Annotated in this window: 16 protein-coding genes; 11 read left to right on the forward strand and 5 right to left on the reverse strand. The window is 74.6% G+C overall.

The genetic code is table 11. The features are described 5' to 3' along the window. The first annotated feature begins 15 nt into the window (after window positions 1-15). The 7 genes from AC3CHW_RS03095 (at window position 16) to AC3CHW_RS03125 (ending at window position 7,223) form a co-directional block, all read left to right on the forward strand. Entirely contained in the window at window positions 16-738 is a 723-nt protein-coding gene (locus tag AC3CHW_RS03095) for a CIS tube protein (RefSeq protein WP_488469471.1), read from the forward strand. Further along, a complete protein-coding gene (locus AC3CHW_RS03100) occupies window positions 735-2,561 on the forward strand; it encodes a VgrG-related protein (protein WP_488469472.1) in 1,827 nt (608 codons plus the stop codon). Before AC3CHW_RS03095 ends, AC3CHW_RS03100 begins: the two co-directional genes overlap by 4 nt. Window positions 2,562-2,661: 100 nt before the next feature. Further along, window positions 2,662-2,982, forward strand: a complete 321-nt coding sequence (locus AC3CHW_RS03105) for a PAAR domain-containing protein (protein ID WP_488469473.1) — start codon at window positions 2,662-2,664, stop codon at window positions 2,980-2,982. Beyond that, window positions 2,979-3,401 (forward strand): GPW/gp25 family protein, encoded by a 423-nt coding sequence (locus AC3CHW_RS03110; protein ID WP_387595946.1) that lies wholly within the window; start codon window positions 2,979-2,981, stop codon window positions 3,399-3,401. The genes AC3CHW_RS03105 and AC3CHW_RS03110 overlap by 4 nt, the downstream gene beginning before the upstream one ends. Beyond that, window positions 3,401-5,362 carry a putative baseplate assembly protein gene (locus AC3CHW_RS03115; protein WP_488469474.1) on the forward strand — a complete coding sequence of 654 codons (1,962 nt, stop codon included), beginning with the start codon at window positions 3,401-3,403 and terminating at the stop codon, window positions 5,360-5,362. Before AC3CHW_RS03110 ends, AC3CHW_RS03115 begins: the two co-directional genes overlap by 1 nt. After that, complete coding sequence (locus AC3CHW_RS03120) at window positions 5,359-5,928, forward strand: phage tail protein (protein ID WP_488469475.1); 570 nt, start codon at window positions 5,359-5,361, stop codon at window positions 5,926-5,928. Before AC3CHW_RS03115 ends, AC3CHW_RS03120 begins: the two co-directional genes overlap by 4 nt. Beyond that, window positions 5,925-7,223, forward strand: coding sequence for a zinc ribbon domain-containing protein (locus tag AC3CHW_RS03125; protein WP_488469476.1), 1,299 nt, complete (start codon window positions 5,925-5,927; stop codon window positions 7,221-7,223). The genes AC3CHW_RS03120 and AC3CHW_RS03125 overlap by 4 nt, the downstream gene beginning before the upstream one ends. Window positions 7,224-7,425: 202 nt before the next feature. On the opposite strand, the gene AC3CHW_RS03130 is transcribed toward AC3CHW_RS03125, so the two are convergent. Next, window positions 7,426-8,733: a phytase gene (locus AC3CHW_RS03130; RefSeq protein WP_488469477.1), complete on the reverse strand. Its 1,308-nt coding sequence runs from the start codon at window positions 8,731-8,733 to the stop codon at window positions 7,426-7,428. A gap of 348 nt (window positions 8,734-9,081) precedes the next feature. After that, complete coding sequence (locus AC3CHW_RS03135; protein ID WP_488469478.1) at window positions 9,082-9,453, reverse strand: MerR family transcriptional regulator; 372 nt, start codon at window positions 9,451-9,453, stop codon at window positions 9,082-9,084. Window positions 9,454-9,521: 68 nt separating this feature from the next. Here AC3CHW_RS03135 and AC3CHW_RS03140 point away from each other — a divergent pair, with 68 nt between their 5' ends. The 4 genes from AC3CHW_RS03140 to AC3CHW_RS03155 all read left to right on the forward strand — a co-directional run bounded on the left by AC3CHW_RS03140 (window position 9,522) and on the right by AC3CHW_RS03155 (window position 16,078). Continuing rightward, window positions 9,522-10,751, forward strand: a complete 1,230-nt coding sequence (locus tag AC3CHW_RS03140; RefSeq protein WP_488469479.1) for an MFS transporter — start codon at window positions 9,522-9,524, stop codon at window positions 10,749-10,751. A gap of 858 nt (window positions 10,752-11,609) precedes the next feature. Then, the gene (locus AC3CHW_RS03145; protein ID WP_488469480.1) at window positions 11,610-12,095 is read left to right on the forward strand and encodes a nuclear transport factor 2 family protein; all 486 of its coding nucleotides are present in this window, start codon (window positions 11,610-11,612) and stop codon (window positions 12,093-12,095) included. Between the two features lie 264 nt (window positions 12,096-12,359). Continuing rightward, window positions 12,360-14,402: a hydantoinase/oxoprolinase family protein gene (locus tag AC3CHW_RS03150; protein WP_398606943.1), complete on the forward strand. Its 2,043-nt coding sequence runs from the start codon at window positions 12,360-12,362 to the stop codon at window positions 14,400-14,402. Further along, complete coding sequence (locus AC3CHW_RS03155) at window positions 14,402-16,078, forward strand: hydantoinase B/oxoprolinase family protein (protein ID WP_488469481.1); 1,677 nt, start codon at window positions 14,402-14,404, stop codon at window positions 16,076-16,078. Before AC3CHW_RS03150 ends, AC3CHW_RS03155 begins: the two co-directional genes overlap by 1 nt. A gap of 102 nt (window positions 16,079-16,180) precedes the next feature. On the opposite strand, the gene AC3CHW_RS03160 is transcribed toward AC3CHW_RS03155, so the two are convergent. From AC3CHW_RS03160 to AC3CHW_RS03170, 3 genes are read right to left on the reverse strand one after another with little or no spacing between them, the layout of a single operon-like run. Next, window positions 16,181-17,785, reverse strand: coding sequence for a helix-turn-helix domain-containing protein (locus AC3CHW_RS03160; protein ID WP_488469482.1), 1,605 nt, complete (start codon window positions 17,783-17,785; stop codon window positions 16,181-16,183). Further along, a complete protein-coding gene (locus tag AC3CHW_RS03165; RefSeq protein ID WP_488469483.1) occupies window positions 17,782-18,888 on the reverse strand; it encodes a DUF917 domain-containing protein in 1,107 nt (368 codons plus the stop codon). The genes AC3CHW_RS03160 and AC3CHW_RS03165 overlap by 4 nt, the downstream gene beginning before the upstream one ends. Further along, a complete protein-coding gene (locus AC3CHW_RS03170) occupies window positions 18,885-20,522 on the reverse strand; it encodes a hydantoinase/oxoprolinase N-terminal domain-containing protein (RefSeq protein ID WP_488469484.1) in 1,638 nt (545 codons plus the stop codon). Before AC3CHW_RS03170 ends, AC3CHW_RS03165 begins: the two co-directional genes overlap by 4 nt. Window positions 20,523-20,716: the final 194 nt, after the last annotated feature.

Genomic DNA, 20,716 nt, shown 5'->3' on the forward strand with positions numbered 1-20,716 from the left:
ACAGGAAGGCACAGCATGTCCCCAGCGGTCCGTGCCAGCCGGGCCAGGGCCCAGCTCACGCTCAAGGAGCCGCCGACCGCCGTCGGGGCCAAGCCCGGCGGGGTGATCGCGCGGCTCAACCTCCAGTTCAACCCGTCCACGCTGCAACTGGGCAAGACCACCGAGTGGCGGCGTACGCCCTCGCGGATGGCGGGCGAGTCCGCCCTGCCCGAGTTCGTCGGCAGTGGTCCGCGCACGCTGAGCCTGGACGTGTTCCTGGACGCCACCGCCCGCCACGACGACTCGGTGGAGCGGGCCGTCGAGACGCTCATGAAGGCGTGCGTGCCGACCCCGACCAGCCTGGGCCGCAAGAAGCCGGCGAGCCCGTGGGTGCGGTTCGAGTGGGGCACCGCGCGCTCCACCTCCTTCGACGGGGTGCTGTCGAACCTGTCGGTGTCGTACACGCTCTTCGACGTGGACGGAACGCCCCTACGGGCGACGTGTTCGCTGTCCATCGAGGAGGCCAGCGTCGGGCCCGCGGGGCAGAACCCCACCTCGGGCGCGCGCACCGCGCGCCGCACGCACACCGTGGTGGCCGGCGACAGCCTGGCGATGCTGGCCTGGCGCGAGTACGGCGACGCGACCGTCTGGCGCGTCATCGCGGAGGCCAACGACATCGACGACCCGATCGCCCTCGTCCCCGGCAGCGAGGTCGTGGTGCCGGCCGTACGGGGCGGCTACGACGAGGAGGCGTCGTGAGCCCGTCCAAGGCGAGCGGCGGCCGGTCGTTCGCCGCCGACCCCATCGTCGAGGCGCCCGCCGAGCTGCCGCAGGCGTGGGCCGCGCAGTTGGTGAGCTGCGTCGTCGACGAGAACGTCGGCCTGCCCGACACGGCGGTCCTCACCTACCGCGACGACCGGCACGAGTTCCTGTCGGCCAACGGCATCACCATCGGCACGCCCCTGCGGGTGTCGGTGATGACCGCGAAGAACCAGGCGCGCCAACTGCTGTTCAGCGGCGAGGTCACGGCCCTGGAGCTCGACCAGGACGGCACCGGCGCCTTCACCGTCCTGCGCGCCTACTCCAAGGCCCACCGCCTCCAGCGGGGCCGCAAGGTGGTGGCGTACCGGAACATGACGACCGCGGCGATCGTTCGCAAGGTCGCGGCCGGGGCCGGGCTCGCCTGCGGCAGGGTGCAGGCGCCGGCCATCACCCACCAGCAGTTGTCCCAGGCCAACGTCTCCGACTGGGACTTCCTGCAGTACCTGGCGCGCGAGAGCGGCGCCCACGTGCGCGTCGACGACAAGGGACTCCTCCAGTTCACCCAGCCCGTGAAGGCCGCCCGCGCGCCCGCGCCCTCGACGTCGGCCGGGCACAACCCGTTGGTGTTGCAGTTCGGGAGCAACCTGCTGGCGCTGCGGGCCGGGCTCTCGGCCGCCGACTCGGCCGCCCGGGTGCAGGTCCGTGGCTGGAACACGACCACCAAGAAGCCGTTGGTCGCCGAGCAGCCGTCCGTGGTCAGCGGGGCGGTGGCGCCCGGCCTGAAGCCGGCGACCGTCGCCGCCAAGTTCGGCAAGGCAGCCCGGGTAGCTGTCACGGACACGCCGTACCGCACCCAGGCGGAGACGACGGCGGTGGCGCGGGCGACGGCGGAGCAGGTCGCGGCGGGGTTCGCGGAGCTGGAGGCGGTGGTCGAGGGGAACCCGGAGCTGCGCGCCGGCAAGCCGATCGCGCTGGGCAACGTGGGGCAGGCGTTCACCGGCCGCTACACGGCCACGGCGGTGCAGCACGTCCTGGAGCCGCACGGCGGCTACCGGACCACCCTGTGGGTCAGCGCCAGTCCGGACCGCTCGCTGAACGGCCTGGTGACCGGCGCCAACGCGCCCGACCGTGGGCCGCGCATGCCGGGGCTCGCCATCGGCGTGGTCACGGACGTCCGCGAGCCGAACCGGTCCGAACGCGGCGCGGTGCGGCTGAAGTTCCCCTGGCTCGACACCACGTACGTCTCCGACTGGGTGCGCACCGTCCAGTGGGGCGGCAAGGGCGGGGGCGGCGTCGTCAGCCCCGAGGTCAACGACGAGGTGCTGGTGGGCTTCGAGCAGGGGCTGCTGGACAGCCCGTACGTCATCGGCGGGCTCTACAACGGCGTGGACAAGCCGTCACCGCACGACGTTCCCCTCATCGACAAGGTCAGCGGCAAGGTCAACCGCCGCTCCGTCGCCTCGCGTTCGGGGCACCGCGTGGAGTTGCTGGACGCCCCGGCGCCCGGCCCATCGGGGCTGCGCCTGGTCACCGGGGACGAGCGCCTGGAGGTGCGCATGGACGACCGTCGGGACCGGATCGAGGTGACCGTGTACGCGGGACCCAAGCGGGCCGCGACCTCCGTCGTCCTGGACCGGCGGAGCATCACGCTGGACGCCGGGCAGGGAACCGTGACCCTCAAGGGCCGCCAGGTGGACATCAGCGGCAGCGCGGGCGTCAACATCGACGGGACCAGGGTCGGCGTGTCCGGCAGGACCCAGGTCACGGTCGACGGCGGCCTGCTCGGCGTGCTCAAGGCGAAGCTCATCCGCATCAACTGAGGCCACGGCCCGACCCCTTCCGCCCCCCGGCCTCCCGGCCCCCGTACTCCGTCCCGTTCCCTCCACCAGCCTCCAGCCTCTTCGACCCAAGGAGCACCCCATGCCCGCCGCAGCCCGCACCGGCGACGCCACCGTCCACGGCGGCCGGATCACCACCCCGCCGCCCCCGGCCGCCGCCGCGGTGGTCCGCGTCCTGATCGGCGGCCGACCGGCCGCGGTCGTGGGCAGCGTGCATTCCTGCCCGCTGCTGCCGCACACGGTGCTCGGCCCGGGCAACGTGGTCACACCCAGCCCCGGGAGCGTCACCGGCGGCCTGGTGCTCATCGGTGGGCTGCCCGCCGCGCGGGTGGGCGACCGGACCACGTGCGGCGCGCAGATCATCACGGGCGCGCTGGACGTGCAGATCGGAGGGGCGCTGTGAGCGAGCGGTTCATCGGCCGCGGCTGGGCCTTCCCGCTGCGGGTCGGGCCCGCCGGGGGCATCGCCATGGTCGAGCGGGAACGGGAGATCGAGGAGGCCATCCGGCTCGTGCTCGGCACGGCGCCGGGCGAGCGTCCGATGCGGCCCGAGTTCGGCTGCGGCATCCACGACTACGTGTTCGCGCCCGGCGACGGCGCCACCGCCGGCCGCATCGCCCAACAGGTGCGGGAGGCACTGGAGCGGTGGGAGCCACGGATCACGGTGACCGACGTGCTCGTGGCCTTCGACTCGGTGCAGGTCGGCACCCTCTACATCGACGTGCGCTACACGGTGCGCACCACCAACGACCGGCGCAACCTGGTCTTCCCCTTCTACACCATCCCCTCCGACGAGGGCGCTGAGGAAACGGTCCCGAGCTGATGGCCCTGCCTTCCCCCAACCTCGACGACCGGCGCTTCCAGCAGCTCGTCGACGAGGCCAAGCGGTACGTCCAGCAGCGTGCGCCGGAGTGGACCGACCACAACGTCTCCGATCCCGGCGTCACGTTGATCGAGACCTTCGCCTACCTCGTGGACCTGACGCTCTACCGGCTGAACCGGGTACCGGAGAAGAACTACCTGGCCTTCCTCGACCTGCTGGACATCCGGCTGTTCCCGCCCGGAGCCGCGAGCGCCGAGGTCGACTTCTGGCTGTCGGCGCCGCAGCCCGAGGTGGTGGTGCTCGCCGCCGGCACCGAGGTGACGACCGCGACCGGCGAGACGGAGGAGGCCGTGGTGTTCGCCACCACGGACGAACTCCGCATCGTGCCCAGCGAGTTGACGCGCCTGGTGAGCGCGCCCCGCACGGGCGAACAGGCCGACCTGACCGGCGCGCTCGCGGAGGAACGGGACGTGCCCTGTTTCCAGGCCACGCCCGAGCCGGGCGACGCGTTGCTGTTCGGCCTGCCGACGGCCGTTCCGCGCTGCGTGGTCGCCGTGCGTCTGGACAGCCGCGTCGAGGGCGTCGGCGTCGACCCGCGCCAGCCCCCGCTGGTGTGGGAGGCGTGGGACGGCGGACGCTGGCAACGCTGCGAGACCGGCACCGACACCACCGGCGGCCTGAACCGGCCGGGCGAGGTCATCGTGTACGTGCCGGCCGCGCACACGGCCTCGGTGATCGGCGGCACCCGGGGCGGCTGGCTGCGCTGCCGGGTCGTGGAACCCGAGCCGGGGCAGCCCTTCTACTCGGTCTCCCCCACCGTGCGCGAGGCGGCCGTGTTCACCGTCGGCGGCACCATGACGGTGGAGCACGCCGAGACGGTGACCGACGCGGCCCTCGGCATCTCGGAGGGGGTCGCGGGACAGAGCTTCCGCCTTGACCGCCCACCCGTCCTGCTCGACGGCCCACCCCCGGTGGTCGAGGTCTCCACGGCCGACGGCTGGCAACGCTGGGAGGTGGTCGACGACTTCGGCCGCTCGGGGCCCGAGGATCGGCACGTACGCGTGGACGCCACGCGCGGTGAGTTCGCCTTCGGCCCGGTGCTGCGCGAGCGGGACGGCACGCTGCGCGCGTACGGCGCCGTGCCGCCCAAGGGAGCGCACCTGCGCGTGGCCCGCTACCGCACCGGCGGCGGCCCGGAGGGCAACGTGCCCCGGGGCGCCATCAACGTGCTGCGCAGCTCCGTCCCGTACGTGACGCAGGTCGACAACCGCGAGGCGGCCCGAGGTGGGGTCGCCGGGGAGAGTGTGGCCAACGCCCGGCTGCGCGCCCCGCAGGCGCTGCGGACGCAGGGGCGGGCGGTGACGGCGGCGGACCACGAGATCATCGCCCGCCAGGCGGCCCCCTCCGTGCGCCGTGTCCGGTGCCTGCCGGCGGCGGACTCGCCGGGGGCGGTCCGGGTGTTGTTGGTGCCCGACGCGGTCGCCGACGAGGGGGACCGGCTCCGGTTCGAGCAGTTGATCCCGACCGACCAGGTGCTCGCGTCGGTCACCAGGGCACTGGACGAGCGGCGCCTGATCGGTACCCGCCTCGTCGTCGAGCCCCCCGTCTACCAGGGCGTCACCGTGGTGGCCCGGCTGTCCGCGCGCGCCGGTGACGAACCCGACCAGGTGCGCGACGCCGCGCTCGCCGCGCTGTTCCGCTACCTCAACCCGCTGCGCGGCGGGCCGGAGGGCGCCGGCTGGCCGTTCGGCCGGCCGGTGCAGTACGGGGAGGTGTTCGGCGTCCTCCAGGGTGTCGTGGGGAACGCGCTCGTGGAGGAGATCCGCATGTTCGCCGCGGACCCGATCACCGGACGGCGCGGCGCGCCCGTCGACCGCATCGACATCGGCCCGGGCGCGCTCGTCTTCTCCTACCGGCACCAGGTAATCGTGGGCCCCGCCGCGCCGGAGGGCCCGGCATGACCCGCGCCGCCGTGCCCGGCCTCCCCAGCCGGCACCCCATCGGAGCCCAACTGCCCGCCCTGTACGCCGACGACGACCTGGCCCAGCGGTTCACCGCCGGCCTCGACACGGTGCTGGCCCCCGTCTTCGCCACCCTCGACAACCTGCACGCCTACTTCGACCCACGGCTGACCCCGGCCGACTTCCTGGGCTGGCTCGCGTCCTGGGTCGGCGGGATCGACGACGTGAACTGGCCGCTCGCGTTGCGCCGCGAGGCCGCGACGCGCGCCGTGGAGTTGCACCGAGGGCGCGGCACGCGGCGCGGGCTGACCGAGGCGCTGCGCCTGGTGCTCGGCGTGGGGTCGGACGTCGTGGGGGACGGCGGGGCGGTCTGGTCGCGCACGGCGGGCTCCGCGCTGCCTCCCCCGCCGGCCGCCGAGATCGTGGTCCGGGTGTGGCCCCGGGGAGCGGCGGTGGTGGAGGCGGAGCAGGTCCACGAGATCGTCCGGGCCCTGGTCCCCGTGCACACGGCGTACCGCGTGGAGGTCCTGGCCGGGCCGCCGTCGGACGAAGGAGGGTCAACGTGACGCGCGCGTGTCCGGCCTGCGGGGCCGCCAACGAGGACAACGACGACTTCTGCGGGAACTGCGGCGGCTACCTGGGCTGGTCCACTCCCCGGCCGGCGGCGGGCGCGGGGAGCGCGCCAGGCGGTGCGGCGCCCCACGCCGCGGACGGCGCCCCCGGGGACGCGGACACCGCGGCCCCGCCCCGCCCCCACCACCGCGCCCCGGCCACGGACGCGGGCCCGAACGCCCCCGCCCCCACCGCCACCGCCCGCCCCACCGCGCCCCAGGAGCCCGCGGCCCCCGACCGCGCGGCACGGGCCCCCGAGGCACCGGAGCCCGGGGCGCCGGCCACCAGGCCACCGGACGCCGGAGCCGCGACGGCCCCAGCGGCCACGGCCGGCGAGCCCCCGGCCGGCTCAACGCCGCCGCGCCCCAACCCGCCGCCCTCGGGCGCCCAACGCACCGCGCGGGCGGCGCGTCCGACCCCGGCGCCCGAACCCACCCGGCCCGGCCCGGCGAGCGCCCCGCCCGAGAGCGAGGCTCCCCGGCCGGTCAAGCCCGCGAAGGCGGTCGCACCGCGCCCCACCGTGCGGCCGGTCACGACGGACGACCCGACGACCGGCATCCCCTGCCCCGCCTGCCGCGCGCCCAACCCGCCCCACCGCCGGTTCTGCCGCCGCTGCGCGGCGCCGCTGGCCTCGGCCGCCGCGCGGGCCCCGCTCCCGTGGTGGCGGACCCTGTGGCCGCTGCGTCGTCGCACCAGGGCGCGTTCGGGCCGACTGGTGCGGCTGTTCGTGATCCTGACCGTGGTCGCGGCGCTGTGCGTCGGTGGCTACCTGCTGCTCCCCGTCGCACGGCACGTCTTCGAGGACACCCGCGACAAGCTGAAGAAGCCCAAGGCGGTGACGCCGACGCGCGCGTCGGCCTCCGCGGAGGTGGCGGGCCATCCGGCGGGCAACACGACGGACGAGTTACGCAACCGCTACTGGGGCGCGCCCTCGTCCGGCGCCACCGTCACGTACACCTTCGGCAAGCCGTTCCGGCTGGTGGAACTGATCGTCACCAACGGCGCCTCGGCCTCCCGGAAGGAGTACACCCGTCAGGGGCGGGCGCTGCGCATGGACATGGAGGTGGTGGCCAAGGACGGCCAGATCACCCGCAAGAGGCTCGACCTGGCCGACAAGCCCGGGCCGCAGACGTTCCACGTCGGCGTCAGCAACGCGACGAGCATCCGCCTCACGCTCGCCTCCCCGGCCGGGCTGACCGCCGGCCGCCATCTCGCCCTGGCCGAGGTGGAGTTCTTCCGGCGCCCGTGACCGGGCCGGCACCCGGGGCGTTGGCCGCCGGCCTCGCGCGGGCCCACCGCTGGCGCGGACCCGGCCCACCGGGCGAGGCGCCGGCCGGCGGTCGTCGTCGACCGGCCGGTGCGCCCCGCCGACCGGTCCGGCGCACGGGTCGGTGCGCTGGTCGGCGGGGCGTCAGCCGGCCCGTGGGTCAGTGCGTCAGTGGGTCCGTGGGTCAGTCGTCGAGCGCGTCGAGCACCGGGCCCAGGTCCACGAACTTGAAGTTGGTGGCGGGGCGTTCGGTGGCGCCGGGCGTGTCGTGACCGTCCTGGACGACGAGCAGGCCGTGCGGGTACCGGCGGCCCAGCGGTTCGTTGAGCACGGCCGCGCCGTCGCACTCCTGCGAGCCGTCCAGCGTGGCGGAGGCCGCGCCGACGCGGAAGCCGCCCTCGTACTCGTTGCGGTCGGACAGTTCGCGGTCGTAGGCGGCGAAGGTGTCGTCGCCCTGGCTGGAGGCCAGCAGGTAGCCGTCGCCGTCCGCCTCCCGCAGCAGTGTCAGGCCCTCGACGTCGGCCGCCAGGCGCTCGCCGCCGAAGCCGGGGTCGGCGCCCGCCACGCACTCCTCGCTCTCCTCGTCGTACGTGCCGGGTACGCCGTACTCGCGCACCGTGTCCACCAGGTGCGGCGTGCCGGTCAGGTCGGCGCGCAGCCGCCAGATGCCGACGTCCTCCTGCCCGGCGTACAGCGTGCCGTTGGCCGGGTCCACGACCATGCCCTCGACCTGCGGCAGTTCGCCCGGCTCGGCGCACGGGGACCAGTCGGTGCCGTTCGGCAGCCGGAAGCTGGCCGGCAGGTCGAGCGTGCGCACCGGGCGGTAGCCGACCGTGCCGTCGGGGTTCGCGGTCAGTTCGAGGAGGCCGATACGGGTCCGCTCGCGCTGGCTGACCAGCGCGTAGCCACGGCCGGTGGCGGGGTCGGTCCAGGTCGCGAGGCCGTAGGCGGTGCGCTGCTCGTTGATCTCCTGCTGGGAGGCGGAGAAGACGGGCGGGGCCTTCGGGTCGGTGACGTCGACCAGCGGGCCGCCGGCGCGGCGCGGGTCGACGCGGTAGACCCGCAGCCGGTCGTTGCCCCGGTCGCTGGTGACGGCCAGGTCCGTGCGGCCGGTCGACAGCCGCAGGCCGTGCACGAGGTCGACGTTGTTGAACCGGCCGGGGGCGTCGTCCGGGCCGGGCGGCGTGGGCGCCGGCACGGACTGCACCTCGCGCGCGTCCAGGTCGTACACGCGCAGCCCGCCCTCCTTCGCGGTGGCGATGACCAGGCTGCGGTCCGGGTCGGCGGCGTTGCGCCAGATGGCCGGGTCGTCGGCGTCGGCGTTGCCGCCCGCCTCGTCGTCGTGGAGCGCGGGGGTCTCCGCGACCGGCACGACCGAAGGGAGCGCGGCGGCGTGGGCACCCGGGGCGGACACGGCCGCGGCGAGCGCCGCGAGGGCGGCGGTGAGGGCGAGTCGGCCAAGGCGTGAGTGGGCTGCGCGGGTCTGGACCATGGAGCGGAGTCCTTTCATGTCGCGAACATGACTAATCCACCCTGTGGTCGCCCCGTGAAGTCGCCGCGTCCGGTGAAGGGAGTTCAAGCTGTCCGGAGCGTGAACGGCTGACCTCCGCGAGCCGGCCGCCGGCTCCGGAACCGGCCGCACGGGGCGTGGAAGCGGCCGGCGGACACCGCCCGGAGGCCCGCTGTCTGGATTGTGCTTCGCCTACAGCTACTCGTTCCATGGGAACGCTGATGGCGGGTACGACGGGCCCGGGAGCATTTCTGATTTCGGGAGTGTCCGGTCGCGGATGCGGAGAAGCTGACCGAGTGGCTGGCAACAGCTCAGCAGACCCGGCACCGGTTAGGAGGCTCGGGTATTACGGCGCGCGGCGTCGAGGTAGTCGGTGATGGCTTGGTGGTTCTTGGTGAGACATTCGATTTTCTCGGCCATGCGATCGCGTTCGTGTTCGAGCGTTGCGACCATGTCTGGCGTGACGTAGGGCATGTGGATCGTGCGGGGGGTGTTCAGGCAGGGCAGGATCTGCTTGATGATCCGTGTGGGTAGCCCTGCGTCGAGCAGGCCCCGTACCTGGAGAACCCGGTCAACGACGTACTCCTCGTAGTCCCGGTATCCGTTGGGTAGTCGATTCGCCTCGATCAGTTCCTGCTCCTCGTAGTAGCGCAGCAACCTCATCGGAGTCCGGGTGCGCGTCGACAGCTCACCGATCCGCATATCCCTCTCCTCGCCCTCTGTGGCTGACGTTCTGTGACTCGGCGCACACCGAGTTGACCTTCACACTGATGTCACCCATCGATGGTGAGGTTATGACACGACCAGACACTCTGCTACCTCGCTCGATAACGAACGCCCGGCTCCCGCTGGCGGGTCTTCTGGCCTTGGCCACCACCGGGTTCATTACGCTCCTGACCGAGACGATGCCCGCCGGGGTGCTTCCCGAGATAAGCCGAGACCTGGGTGTCAGCGAAAGCACCGCCGGGCAGAGCGTCACCGTCTTCGCGATCGGGGCGATCCTCGCCGCCATCCCGCTCACCAAGGCGACGATCGGCTGGCCGCGCCGACACCTGCTACTGGTGGCCACCACAGGACTCGCGATCGCCAACACCGTCACCGCGCTCTCCGACAACTTCGCACTCACGCTAGCCGCCCGGTGCCTGGGCGGCATCGTCGGCGGATTGCTCTGGGCGCTGTTGGCCGGCTACGCGGTACGGATGGTTCCCTCACAACAGCGCGGCAAGGCAATGGCGATCGCGATGGGGGGCGCAATCGTCGCCCTGTCCGTCGGAGTTCCTGCTGCGGCGTTTCTGGCCAAGCTCGTCGAGTGGCGATACGCGTTCGGGATCATGACCGTCCTCACGCTCGCGTTGATCGTGTGGGTCATCGCGGCGGTGCCGAACTTCCCCGGACAGCCCAAGGGCTCACGGCTCCCACTAACCCGTACCCTTCGCATTCCGGGCGTAGCGCCCGTGCTCTTCGTGACCCTCACGTTCGTGCTCGCCCACAGCATCCTCTACACCTACATCGCCTCGTTCCTCAAGCCGCTCGACATGACAGGTCAAATCGACGCCGTGCTGCTCACCTTCGGCCTCGTATCGCTGGTGAGCATCTGGATCGCCGGAGCGCTCGTCCATCGGCGCCTGCGCCTCCTCATGATCATCGCGTGTGTGCTCTTCGCGACATGCGCGCTGCTGCTCGGCATCTTCTCCGGCGTGCCCGCGCTCGTCTACGCCAGCGCGGCGCTCTGGGGGCTCGCGTTCGGCGGCACCTCCACCCTGTTGCAGACCGCAGTCGCCGAAGCAGCAGGCGACGCCGGCGATGTCGCCCAAGCACTCCTCACCACCGGATGGAACGTCGGAATCGCCGGTGGTGGCATCATCGGAGGCATCGTCCTCAGCGGATTGGATGCGTCCTGGCTGAGTTGGGTCGCGCTCGCACTGCTCGTCCCCGCACTCGCCACTGTGCTTGCGGCACACCAATACGGGTTCACCAAGGGAGAGCTCGGCAGCCGCTAGACGACCGCTGCCCGCGACCCATGAAATGCCATGACTTCGAATGGGCCAGCCGCTGGCGAGGGCCTTCACGAAGTGCGGGAACTCGCGCTTGGTGCGCAGGTAGCGGATGCACCTGTCAGCGCCGTGACGTTGCTCGGTGCTTAACGCGGCCTGGTCCGCGTGGAACTGGCGCACAGCCACTTGGCCTGGGCCGTCGGGCCGAAGCGCGGGATGTACTGGCCGCCCCGGCCGCCGGGCGGGGCGATGACACGTGCGGGCGGCGGGCGGTCGGTTCGGCGTCGTAGAGCGCAACCGTGACGGCCCGGGCGGAAGCCGCCTCGCGCACGTCGCGCTTTCAATCGGGGCAGAGGGGTACCATCCGCCGGTTGCCCTGGGGCTTAAAGCCCCTCCCCAGAGGCCCAGAACGAGGATGCGCACCGCCGAGCGCATAGCCCTTCGACCAGCCAGCAAACCCGTCCACGCCCCGTCCACACCCACTGGTAAAACCGGGTTGACGACGAGCCAGGGCGAGACAGTCCGCCCGTCACCGCACCCCAACAAAAACGGTCCCCAATCCGCGTCTCCGCAGCTCAGGGGCCATCTCCCTAAACATGGCGGCGCCAGATTCGAACCTGGGTAGGCTTAGCCGACGGATCTACAGATCGCCAGCCCCCGGCCGCGCTCGGCCCCGGCCCTGGCCGGCGCGTGCGGTGGTCAGCGCCTCCCACGGACCGGAACGGGAGCGCGGCCGACGGCGCGAGCCGGCCGTCCGGGCGGTCGCGGCGCAGCCGCCGACCCCGCCGCGCGACGGGCCCGCTGCCGAACCCCCGAAACCCTGGAACCCCGACACCCCGAAAACCTTGACGACAGGTGCCAGCCATGCCCTCCGTACCACCCGTGTCCCCCACGCCGACCACGCCATCCACGCCGTCCGGGGAATCCCGCGGCGCCGCGCGCCCCGGTGGTTCGGCCGCCGACCTCGCCGCCGTGTGGTCGGTGTTCACCGACATGTACGAGGCGTACCTGTCGGGCGACCGGGCCCGGATCGACGCCCATCTCGACCCCGAGGCCACCATCTGGGACTCGGCCACGCCGCAACTCCTGCTCGGCAAGCCGGATCTCGACCGCATACGCGCGCGCCGGCCCACCGCCGAGGGTGCCGACGGCGGCCCCGTCGAGGCCGGGCTGACCGCGTACGACCAGGTCGTCGACGTCTTCGGGGAGTTGGCCGTGTGCCGGCACTGGGTGCGCGTCGACTACCACGACCGGCCGTCGGCGCTGTTGCGCAACACCGCCGTGCTGCGGCGCGCCGACGGGCGCTGGCTCATCACGCATCTGCACGAGGACCAGCAGGGCGCCGGCTGACCACCTCGCCCACCGGCGCGGGGCACGGGTCCCGCACACCCCGCGTGCCCGTCGCGCCCGTCGCGCGGGGGCGGCCAAGCCCCGGCCTGGTTGCCCCCGCGCCGGCCCCGCGCCCGCACGGCCGCCGCCGGACACCCCTGCGAGCGCCCGCCCGCGAGGGTGCGTGCAGCACGGGCGCAGCACGGCCGACTGTGCGGCGGGCACAGGGCGGCGTCCGGGCCACCTTCTAGCTTGCGGAGCAGGTTCCGCACTCAAGGAGGGTTCATGACCCGCTACCGCGTGTCCATGGACATCGGAGGAACGTTCACCGATGTCGTCACCTACGACGAGGAGACCGGCAGGTTCGCCGCGACCAAGGCGTCCACGACGCCGGACGACCTCAGCCGCGGCGTCCTGTCCGGGCTGGCGTCGGTCGTCGCCTCCCCCGGCGACATCAGCTTCATGGTGCACGGCACCACCCAGGGGCTCAACGCCTTCCTGGAACGGCGCGGCGTACGCGTCCTGCTGCTCGCCACCGAGGGGGCCGAGGACACGTACCACATCGCCCGCGGCCCGCGGACGCGGCTGTACGACGTGCACTACCGCAAGCCGGAGCCGCTGGTCCCGCGCCGGGACGTGGTGGCGATCGGCGGGCGGCTCGCGCAGGACGGCTCGCAGGTGCGGCCACTGGACGAGGAGGCCGTACGGCGGGCCGCGCGCCGGGCGCGCCGCGAGGGGCACGGCGCGATCGCCGTCGCCTTCCTGTTCAGCTACAAGAACCCGGCGCACGAGCTGCGGGCCCGGGAGATCGTGGCCGAGGAACTGGGCGAGGACTTCACGGTCTCGCTCTCGCACGAGGCGGCCAAGGAGTGGCGCGAGTACGAGCGCACCTCGTCCGCCGTGATCGAGAGCTACACCGGGCCCGTGGTCCGCCAGTACCTCAGCCGCCTGGAGGAGGAGCTGCGCCAGGGCGGGCTGGCCGTCCCGCTGCACGTCATGCAGTCGTCCGGCGGCGTGCTCACCGCGCAGTCCGCGCGGCGGCGCCCGCTCCAGACGCTGCTGTCGGGCCCGGTCGGCGGGGCGATGGGCTCCCACGAACTGGCCCGGGTGACCGACCGACCCAACCTCATCGGCGTCGACATGGGCGGCACCTCCTTCGACGTGTCGCTCATCGTGGACGGGGAGCCGGACGTGGCCGCCGAGGCCCGCCTGGAGGGCCTGCCGATGCTGATGAGCGTGGTCAACATCCACACCGTCGGGGCGGGCGGCGGCTCCGTCGCGTACGCCGAGGCGGGCGGGCTGCGGGTGGGCCCGCGGTCGGCGGGCGCGAGCCCGGGGCCGGCCTGCTACGGGCGGGGCGGCACCGAACCGACCGTCACCGACGCCAACCTGGTCCTCGGCCGGGTCGACCCGGAGGGCTTCGCCGCCGGCCGGATGACGTTGGACCAGGAGGCGGCGGTCAGCGCCGTCGACCGGCTCGCCGGCGAACTGGGCCTGGGGACCACCGCCATGGCCGAGGGCATCTGCGACGTCGCCAACTCGAAGATGGCGCAGGCCATCCGCACCATCACCGTCTCCCGTGGCATCGAGCCACGCGACTTCAGCCTGGTCGCCTTCGGCGGCGCCGGCCCCATGCACGCGGTCTTCCTCGCCCGCGAACTGGGCATCGCCGAGACGATCGTGCCCCGGTTCCCCGGCGCGTTCTCGGCCTGGGGCATGCTCCAGACGCAGATCCGCAAGGACTTCTCGGAGCCGTACTTCTTCCTCGACGAGGACCTGGACAGCGGCGACATGGCCGCCAGGCTCGCCGCCATGGAGGAGGAGGGCCTGGCCTCGCTGGCGGGTGAGGGCGTCGTCGCGGACCAGCGCACCGTCCAGCACGCCGTGGACATCCGCTACGCCGCCCAGGAGTACACCCTCACCGTGCCGCTCACCGACGCGGCCGAGCCCCGCCGGGAGGACTTCCGGGCGGTGATGGCCGAGCGCTTCGCCGCGATGCACCACAGCCGCTACGGGCACGCCAACCCCGGGGCGCCGATCGAGTTCGTCACCCTGCGCAGCACCGCCCTCGGCGACCTGGGCCGCGCCGAGCCCGAGCCGCTGGAGAAGGCGGACGGGCCGGACTTCCCGCACCGCACCCGCCCGGTCGTCTTCGGCGGCCGGGAGACCGAGTCCGTCGTCGTGCACCGCGACGACCTGCGGGCGGGGCACCGCTTCGAGGGGCCGGCGGTGATCGTCGAGGCCACCGCGACCAGCGTCGTACCGCCCGGGTACGACGTGAGCGTGGACGAGATCGGTTCACTGATCATCCGAGTGAAGGGCAAGTGATGACCACCACCACGGCAGTTGACCCGGTAACCGTCGAGATCATCCGCAGCGCGCTCAACTCGGCGGCGGAGGACATGAACGCGACGCTCATCCGCTCCGCGTACACGCCCATCATCTACGAGTGCGGCGACTGCGTGGTCGCGCTGCTCGACGCCCACCACCAGGTGCTCGGACAGTCGGCGGGGCTGCCCATCTTCCTCGGCAACCTGGAGACCTGCACGCTGGCCACCGAGGAGCGCTTCGGGCGGGAGGTGTGGCAGCCGGGGGACGTGTGGATCCTCAACGACAGCTACCTGGGCGGCACCCACCTCAACGACGTCACCATCTTCGGCCCGGTCTTCCACGAGGACCGCCTGATCGGCTTCACGGCCTCCCGGGCGCACTGGATCGACGTGGGGTCCAAGGACCCCGGCGGCTCGATGGACTCGGTCAACATCTTCCAGGAGGGGCTGCGGCTCGGCCCGCAGAAGCTGGTGTCGGGCGGCGAGTTCGTCCGCGAGATCATCGACACGATCAGCACCAACGTCCGCTTCCCGTACCCCACCACGGGCGACATGCACGCGATGATCGCCTGCATCCAGATGGGCTCGGCCCGGCTGACGGAGATCGTGGACCGGTTCGGCCTGGACACCCTGGAGGGCGCCAGCGCCGAGATCTTCCGGCAGACCGAACTCCTGGAGCGCGAGGTGGTCGCCGCCATCCCGGACGGCGTGTACACGGCCGACGGCGTGCTCGACAACGACGGCGTCGACCTGGCGACGCCGGTGCCGATCAGCCTGCGCGTCACGGTGGCCGGCGACACCATCGACTTCGACGTCACCGACTCGGCCGACCAGACGACGGGCCCCGTCAACTGCGGCGTCTCGCAGGCGGTCTCGGCGCTGCGGGTCGGCTACAAGCTGCTGGTGAGCCCGGACGTGCCCGGCAACGGCGGCTCGTTCCGCACCATGACCACCCAGGTGCGGGAGGGCTCGGTGCTCGGCGCCAAGGCCCCCGCCGCCTGCCAGTGGTACTTCTCGCACCTCGGGCTGCTCATCGACATGGTGGGCCGCGCGCTGGCGCCGGCCGTGCCCGAGCGCGTCGCGGCGGCCAGCCACGGCGACTCGATGATCGTGCTGCTCGCGGGCTTCGACCCGCGCGTCGCCCGGGAGTACGTCAGCCTGGAGGCCACGCTGGGCGGTTGGGGGGCCTGGCGCGGCTCGGACGGCGAGAGCGCGCTCATCAACAACGTCAACGGCTCCCTCAAGGACGTGCCGATCGAGGTCTTCGAGACCCGCTACCCGTTCCGCGTCACCTCCTACGGCATGCGGCCGGACAGTGGCGGCGCCGGCCGCTGGCGCGGCGGCAACGGCGTCGTCCGCGAGTACGAGGCGCTGGCCGACTGCACCGTGTCGCTGTGGTTCGAGCGGTCCCGGCAGCCCGCCTGGGGCCTGTTCGGCGGCGCCGACGCGATCGGCCCCGACGTCGTCATCAACCCGGGTCGCCCCGACGAGCGCCGGCTGCTCAAGGCCAACGGCCTGAAGCTGGCCCAGGGCGACGTCGTACGGTGCGCCACCGGCGGCGGAGGCGGCTTCGGCGACCCGGCCGAGCGGGACGCGGAGGCGGTACGCGCCGACGTCGCCGACCGGTACGTCAGCCCCGAGGCGGCGCTGCGCCAGTACGGCGTCGGCGACTGACACCCCACCCGGCCACGCGGCCCGCGCGGGGCGGGCGCCCGGCACGGCGGTGACCACCGCCGTCGGGCGCCCGCCCCGCCGCCACACGGCCCGGCTGGCTGGCTACCGAGCCTGGCCCGGCCCGGTGGCGGGCGGCGGTTGCGGCGCGTCCGACTGCCGGGCGTCGCCCGGCCCGTCGGCCGCCAGCGCGTGGCACAGCACGTGCACGGCGAGCCGGCCGGCCGGGTCGTCGTACGCCAGGCCCAGTTCCTGGGCCCGCTTCAACCGGGCCAGCACCGTGTTGCGGTGCACCCCGAGCCGCGTCGCGGCCTGGTGCAGCGAGCCGCCGTGGTCAAGGACGGCCAGCACGGTCCGTACGATCTGCTCCCGGTCGCGGACGTCGGCCAGGGCCGGGAACACCAGGTCGGCGACGGCCACCAGGTGGCCCACCGGCAGCGCGGCCAGCGCGGCGGCCACCCCCGCCTCGCCGAACTCCCGTACCCCACCCGGCCCGTCGGCCGCCGCGGCGCCCGAGGCCAACCGGGCCTCGCGCAGCGAGCGCAGCAACCCGGTGGCGCCCGGCAATGGTGAGCCGACGCCGACCGCCGCGCCGTGCGCGCGGGCCACGTCGCCGACGAGGGCGCGCAGCCGCTTCGGCAGCCCGCCGCCCGGCGCGCCGCGCGGCTGGTTCCACCAGCTCAGCCAGCCGCCCTGGTCGGCGACGAGCGGCAGGTCCGGCAGTCGCTCGGCCCACGCCGCCCGCACCATCGTGGTCCGCTCCGGTGCCGGCGGGCCCTGGGCGCCGGCGGGGTCGGCGAGCCACAACGCCGTGTTGACCCCCTCGACGCGCCACCCCAGCTCGCTGGTCCACACCGGCGGCTCCCCATCGGGTGGCGCCGCGCCGGCGGCCGGCGGCTCCCCGTCCGCCGCCCGCCCGTGCTCGGCGCTCTCCCGCAGCAGCCGGAACGCCGCCTGCTCCCGGGCGGTCCGCCGGGCCGTCTCGATGCGCCCGCGGGCCGACGCCGCCAGCAGCGGGGCCCGCGCCAGCCGCAGCAGCGTGGGCACGTACTCGGCGTAGCCGTCCGACGGCTCGGGCACGGCGGCCACCAGCTCGGCCCAGCGCCGCCCGCCCGGCCCGGGGACGTCCACCCGTACGTCGGTACGGCCACGGCCGGGCCGCAGGGCGGCGGCGCGCCCTGCGACGAGGCCGCCGTCCACGAGCAGGGCCACCGGAAAGCCCGCCAACTCCGCGTTCAGCACGCCCAGCACGCCGCGCACCGTGGACTCGCGCGCCAACAGTTCGGCGCAGGCGGCCACCCGGCGGGCGCGTTCCGCCTCGGGCTGCGCCACCTCGGCGGCCAGGGCCAGCGCCACCTCCACCGGGTCCCGGCCGACGGCGAGCACGGTGATGCCCAGCCGCCGCGCCAACAGCGCGGCGGAGCGGCTGAGCGCGACCCGTGGGGTGACCACCGCCGCGGCATGGCGCTCCCAGGCCATGTGCAGGGCGCTGGCCAGCGACCAACCCCCGCTCGCCGCCTCGCCGTGCAGCACCACCACGGTGTTCGGCGCCAGCTCGCGCAGCCTCGGCAGCTCCCCGGCCAGCACCAGGTGCTCCACGGGGCCACCGCCGTCGGCGAGGAACACCTCCTCGGCGCCGCGCAGCGCGCCCACGGTCAGCATCTCGGCCACGGTCAGCCGGGCCCGCGGGCCGGTCGGGTGCGCCCTCACCGGGCCACCCGGGGGTGCTCGACCGGCAGGCCGAAGGCGCGCGGGCCCGCCAACGCGAGCCCCGCCGGGGAGTACCAGACCGGCGCCGCCGGCATCACCAACACCTCCACCACCTCACCACCGCCCAGGCTGTCCAGGCCGACGACGCCGCCCCGTACGGCGTCCAGCAAGCAGATCACGTCCGGTACGGCCGCCGTCAGCGCGCCGTCGGCGAGGACCAGCAGGATGTCGTTCTGCAACTCCAGTTGCAGCAACCGTCCGGCCCCGCCGGACTCGGCCACCAGCACCGTCGAGGCGTGCGCGGGCTGGGCCCACTCCATCGGCCGGGTGAGCTGCTCGACCTCGACCACCCGGCCCCGCCCCACGCTGCGGCAGCCGGTGACGGCCGACAACTGGCTGACCACCCGGTCCACCGGGCCCCCCGCGAGCAGGACACGGCCCGCGGCCAGCAGCCGGGAGACCGTGCCGTGCAGGCCCGCGCGGCGCAGCTCGGCGGCGGCGCACGGGTAGCTGGCGGTGGCCGCCCAACCGCCCATCAGGTGCACCTGGGCCCGCAGCATCGCCTCCACCCGGTCGGCGGACGCCGCCTCCACGGTCAGGCTCTCGCCGGCCGGCCCCGCCGCGCACACCGGGCCGACCGGCAGGCCAGCCAGATGCAGCGAGGTGTACTGCACCAGCGGAAAGACCCGCCCCATGCCGTCGCTGTCGATCAGCGGCAGCCCGCGCAGGCAGGCCGCCACCAGCGGCGTCAGGGCGTTGAGGGCGGCGGCGGCGAGCGGGAACACCGCCTCGACCCGCTGGCCGAGCCGCCGCTCGAGCCCGTTGAGCGCCGTGGTGAACTCGTCTCCGACGGGCGGCAGTTCGGCCAGCGCCGTGCCCGAGCCGACCAGACCGAGCGCGGCGCACCGGGTGTCGGGCGGCAGGGCCTCGGCCCGTACCAGCGGGACGGGGCCGTGTTCGGCCAGCAGCGCGGTCACCCACTCCCGTAGCCCCTCGGCGCCGTCGTCGCCGAAGGCGGGGGCGTAGAACTGCGCGCCCGCCCACAGCGTGGGCACGTCCTCGGCGCCGATGGCCCGCACCGGCCCCGCCCCGCGCGCCGTCACCGGGGCCCCCGCGGGCGCCGGCCGCCGTGCGCGCCCTCGGCGGCCCGCGCGCCACGCCCCTCCCCCACCTGGTGGGCCGCTGGCGCCTTCCCCGCCTCCCGCGCCTCGTGCGCCCGCTGGCCGCCTACGCCTGACCGGCCCGCCACCCGCTCGTCGCCGGCTCCGGTCCCGTCTGGCGCGGCGTCGGGGGCGGCGGCTTCCTCGGCGGCCCACGGCTCGGCCTCGCCGACGGCCCGCAGGTGGACCCGCATGGTGCCGGCCGGGCTGAACGGCAGCGCGACCACGGTGGTCTCCACCAGCCGCGCGCTGCCCGGCGCGGCGCCCTGCGCGGTGACCATCGCGATGGTGCGCTGCTCCGCGTCCCGCCGCACCGCCGCCAACTCGCGGGCGTCCTTGACCTGGACGACCTCGTCGACCCAGGCCATCGGCGGACACAGCGCGGTCCCGATCAGCGCCAGGTCGGCCGGGGGCGACAACGACACCCGCCCGTCGCGCCCCGCCACCCGGTGGCCGGCGCTCGGTTCGGCGCCGGAGACCGGCCCGGTCGCGGCGCCGGGGTCGGCGGCCGGGGCGGGACACGCGGGATGCCCGTCCCCGGCGGCGACCACCACCAGCGGCGGCTCGCCCCCGTCACCGTCACCGGCCTCGGCACCGGCCTCGGCCTCGGCGCCGGCATCCGCGCTGTCGGCACCGCCGCCGGCCCCGTCCAGGGCCGTGCCCTTCGCGGAGAGGATCGCCATCGGCACCGAAAGACGCACGCCCCAGCCGGGAACCCGCCCCGGCCGCACCAGCGGCACCCCGTTGCGGACCTCGCCGAGCAGCGCGCCCTCCGGCCCCGGCAGCAGCACCCGGCACCGCTCACGTCCCGCCAGGCGCGCCGCGCCCAACAGCGCCGCGGCCTCGGCCGCGCCCACGGCCACGACCGGCAGCGTCCGCGCCCTGGCCAGCGGGGTACGACCGCCGTCCCCGCGCGCGACGCCGTGCTGGGCTCGCGGGACGACCCGGCGGGCGGCGGCCTCGCAGGCGCCCAGCACCTCCTCGGCGACGTCGGCGAGCGCCGCGTTGAGCACGGCCGACGCCTCCCGGCCCGCCAGGTCCTGACCGCCGAACTCGTGGGAGAGCGAGATCCGCAGGCCCGGGACGGCCGCCAGCAGGCGCTCGCCGACCGTCCGTTCGTGGGCCGGCGCGGCCAGCGATCCGCAGCCGGCGACGGCGACGGCGCGCACCCCGGTCGCGGCCAGCTCACGCGCCAGCTCCCCGACTCGCGCCTCGTCCAGCGCGGCCAGCTCGCGCCCCAGCAGGTCGTGGCCGCCCGGCAGGGTGACCGAACGCGCCACCAGCCCGGCGATCGGCGCCGACGGGCGCCGGGCCAGGGCGGGATGCCGGGCCGGCCGGGGCGCGATCCGGACCGCGACCACCGGGACGGTACGCGCGGCGCCCTCGTCCACCCCGTGCCCAGGACCGTCGGCTGGCTCCCGCACCGCCGCCAGCAGGGCGGGCCCGACGTCGAAGGTGACATGCCGTACGGCCGCGGCGTGCGCTCCGCACACCTCGGCCAACACCCGGGTCAGGACCGCCCGCCCGCGCCCCGGTGCCCGCGCGGCGGCCAGTACCCGGGAGCCGCTGAGCAGCACGGCGGAACACCCGTCGGGCCCCCACCTGACTCCCACTCGCATGCCGCCGCGCGCCGCCTCTCCCTGCCGTTTCCGCTCCCCGCCGTCCCGCCCGGTGCGGGCGATCGTACCTTTCGGTGCGGGGCTGACCTGGTACGTCACGAGTACGCCGCGATGGCCGCCGCCCGCGACCGGGCCCGCGCCGGCCGCGCGGA

The organism is Streptomyces sp. MGP-BFMKR1 (assembly GCF_057766585.1).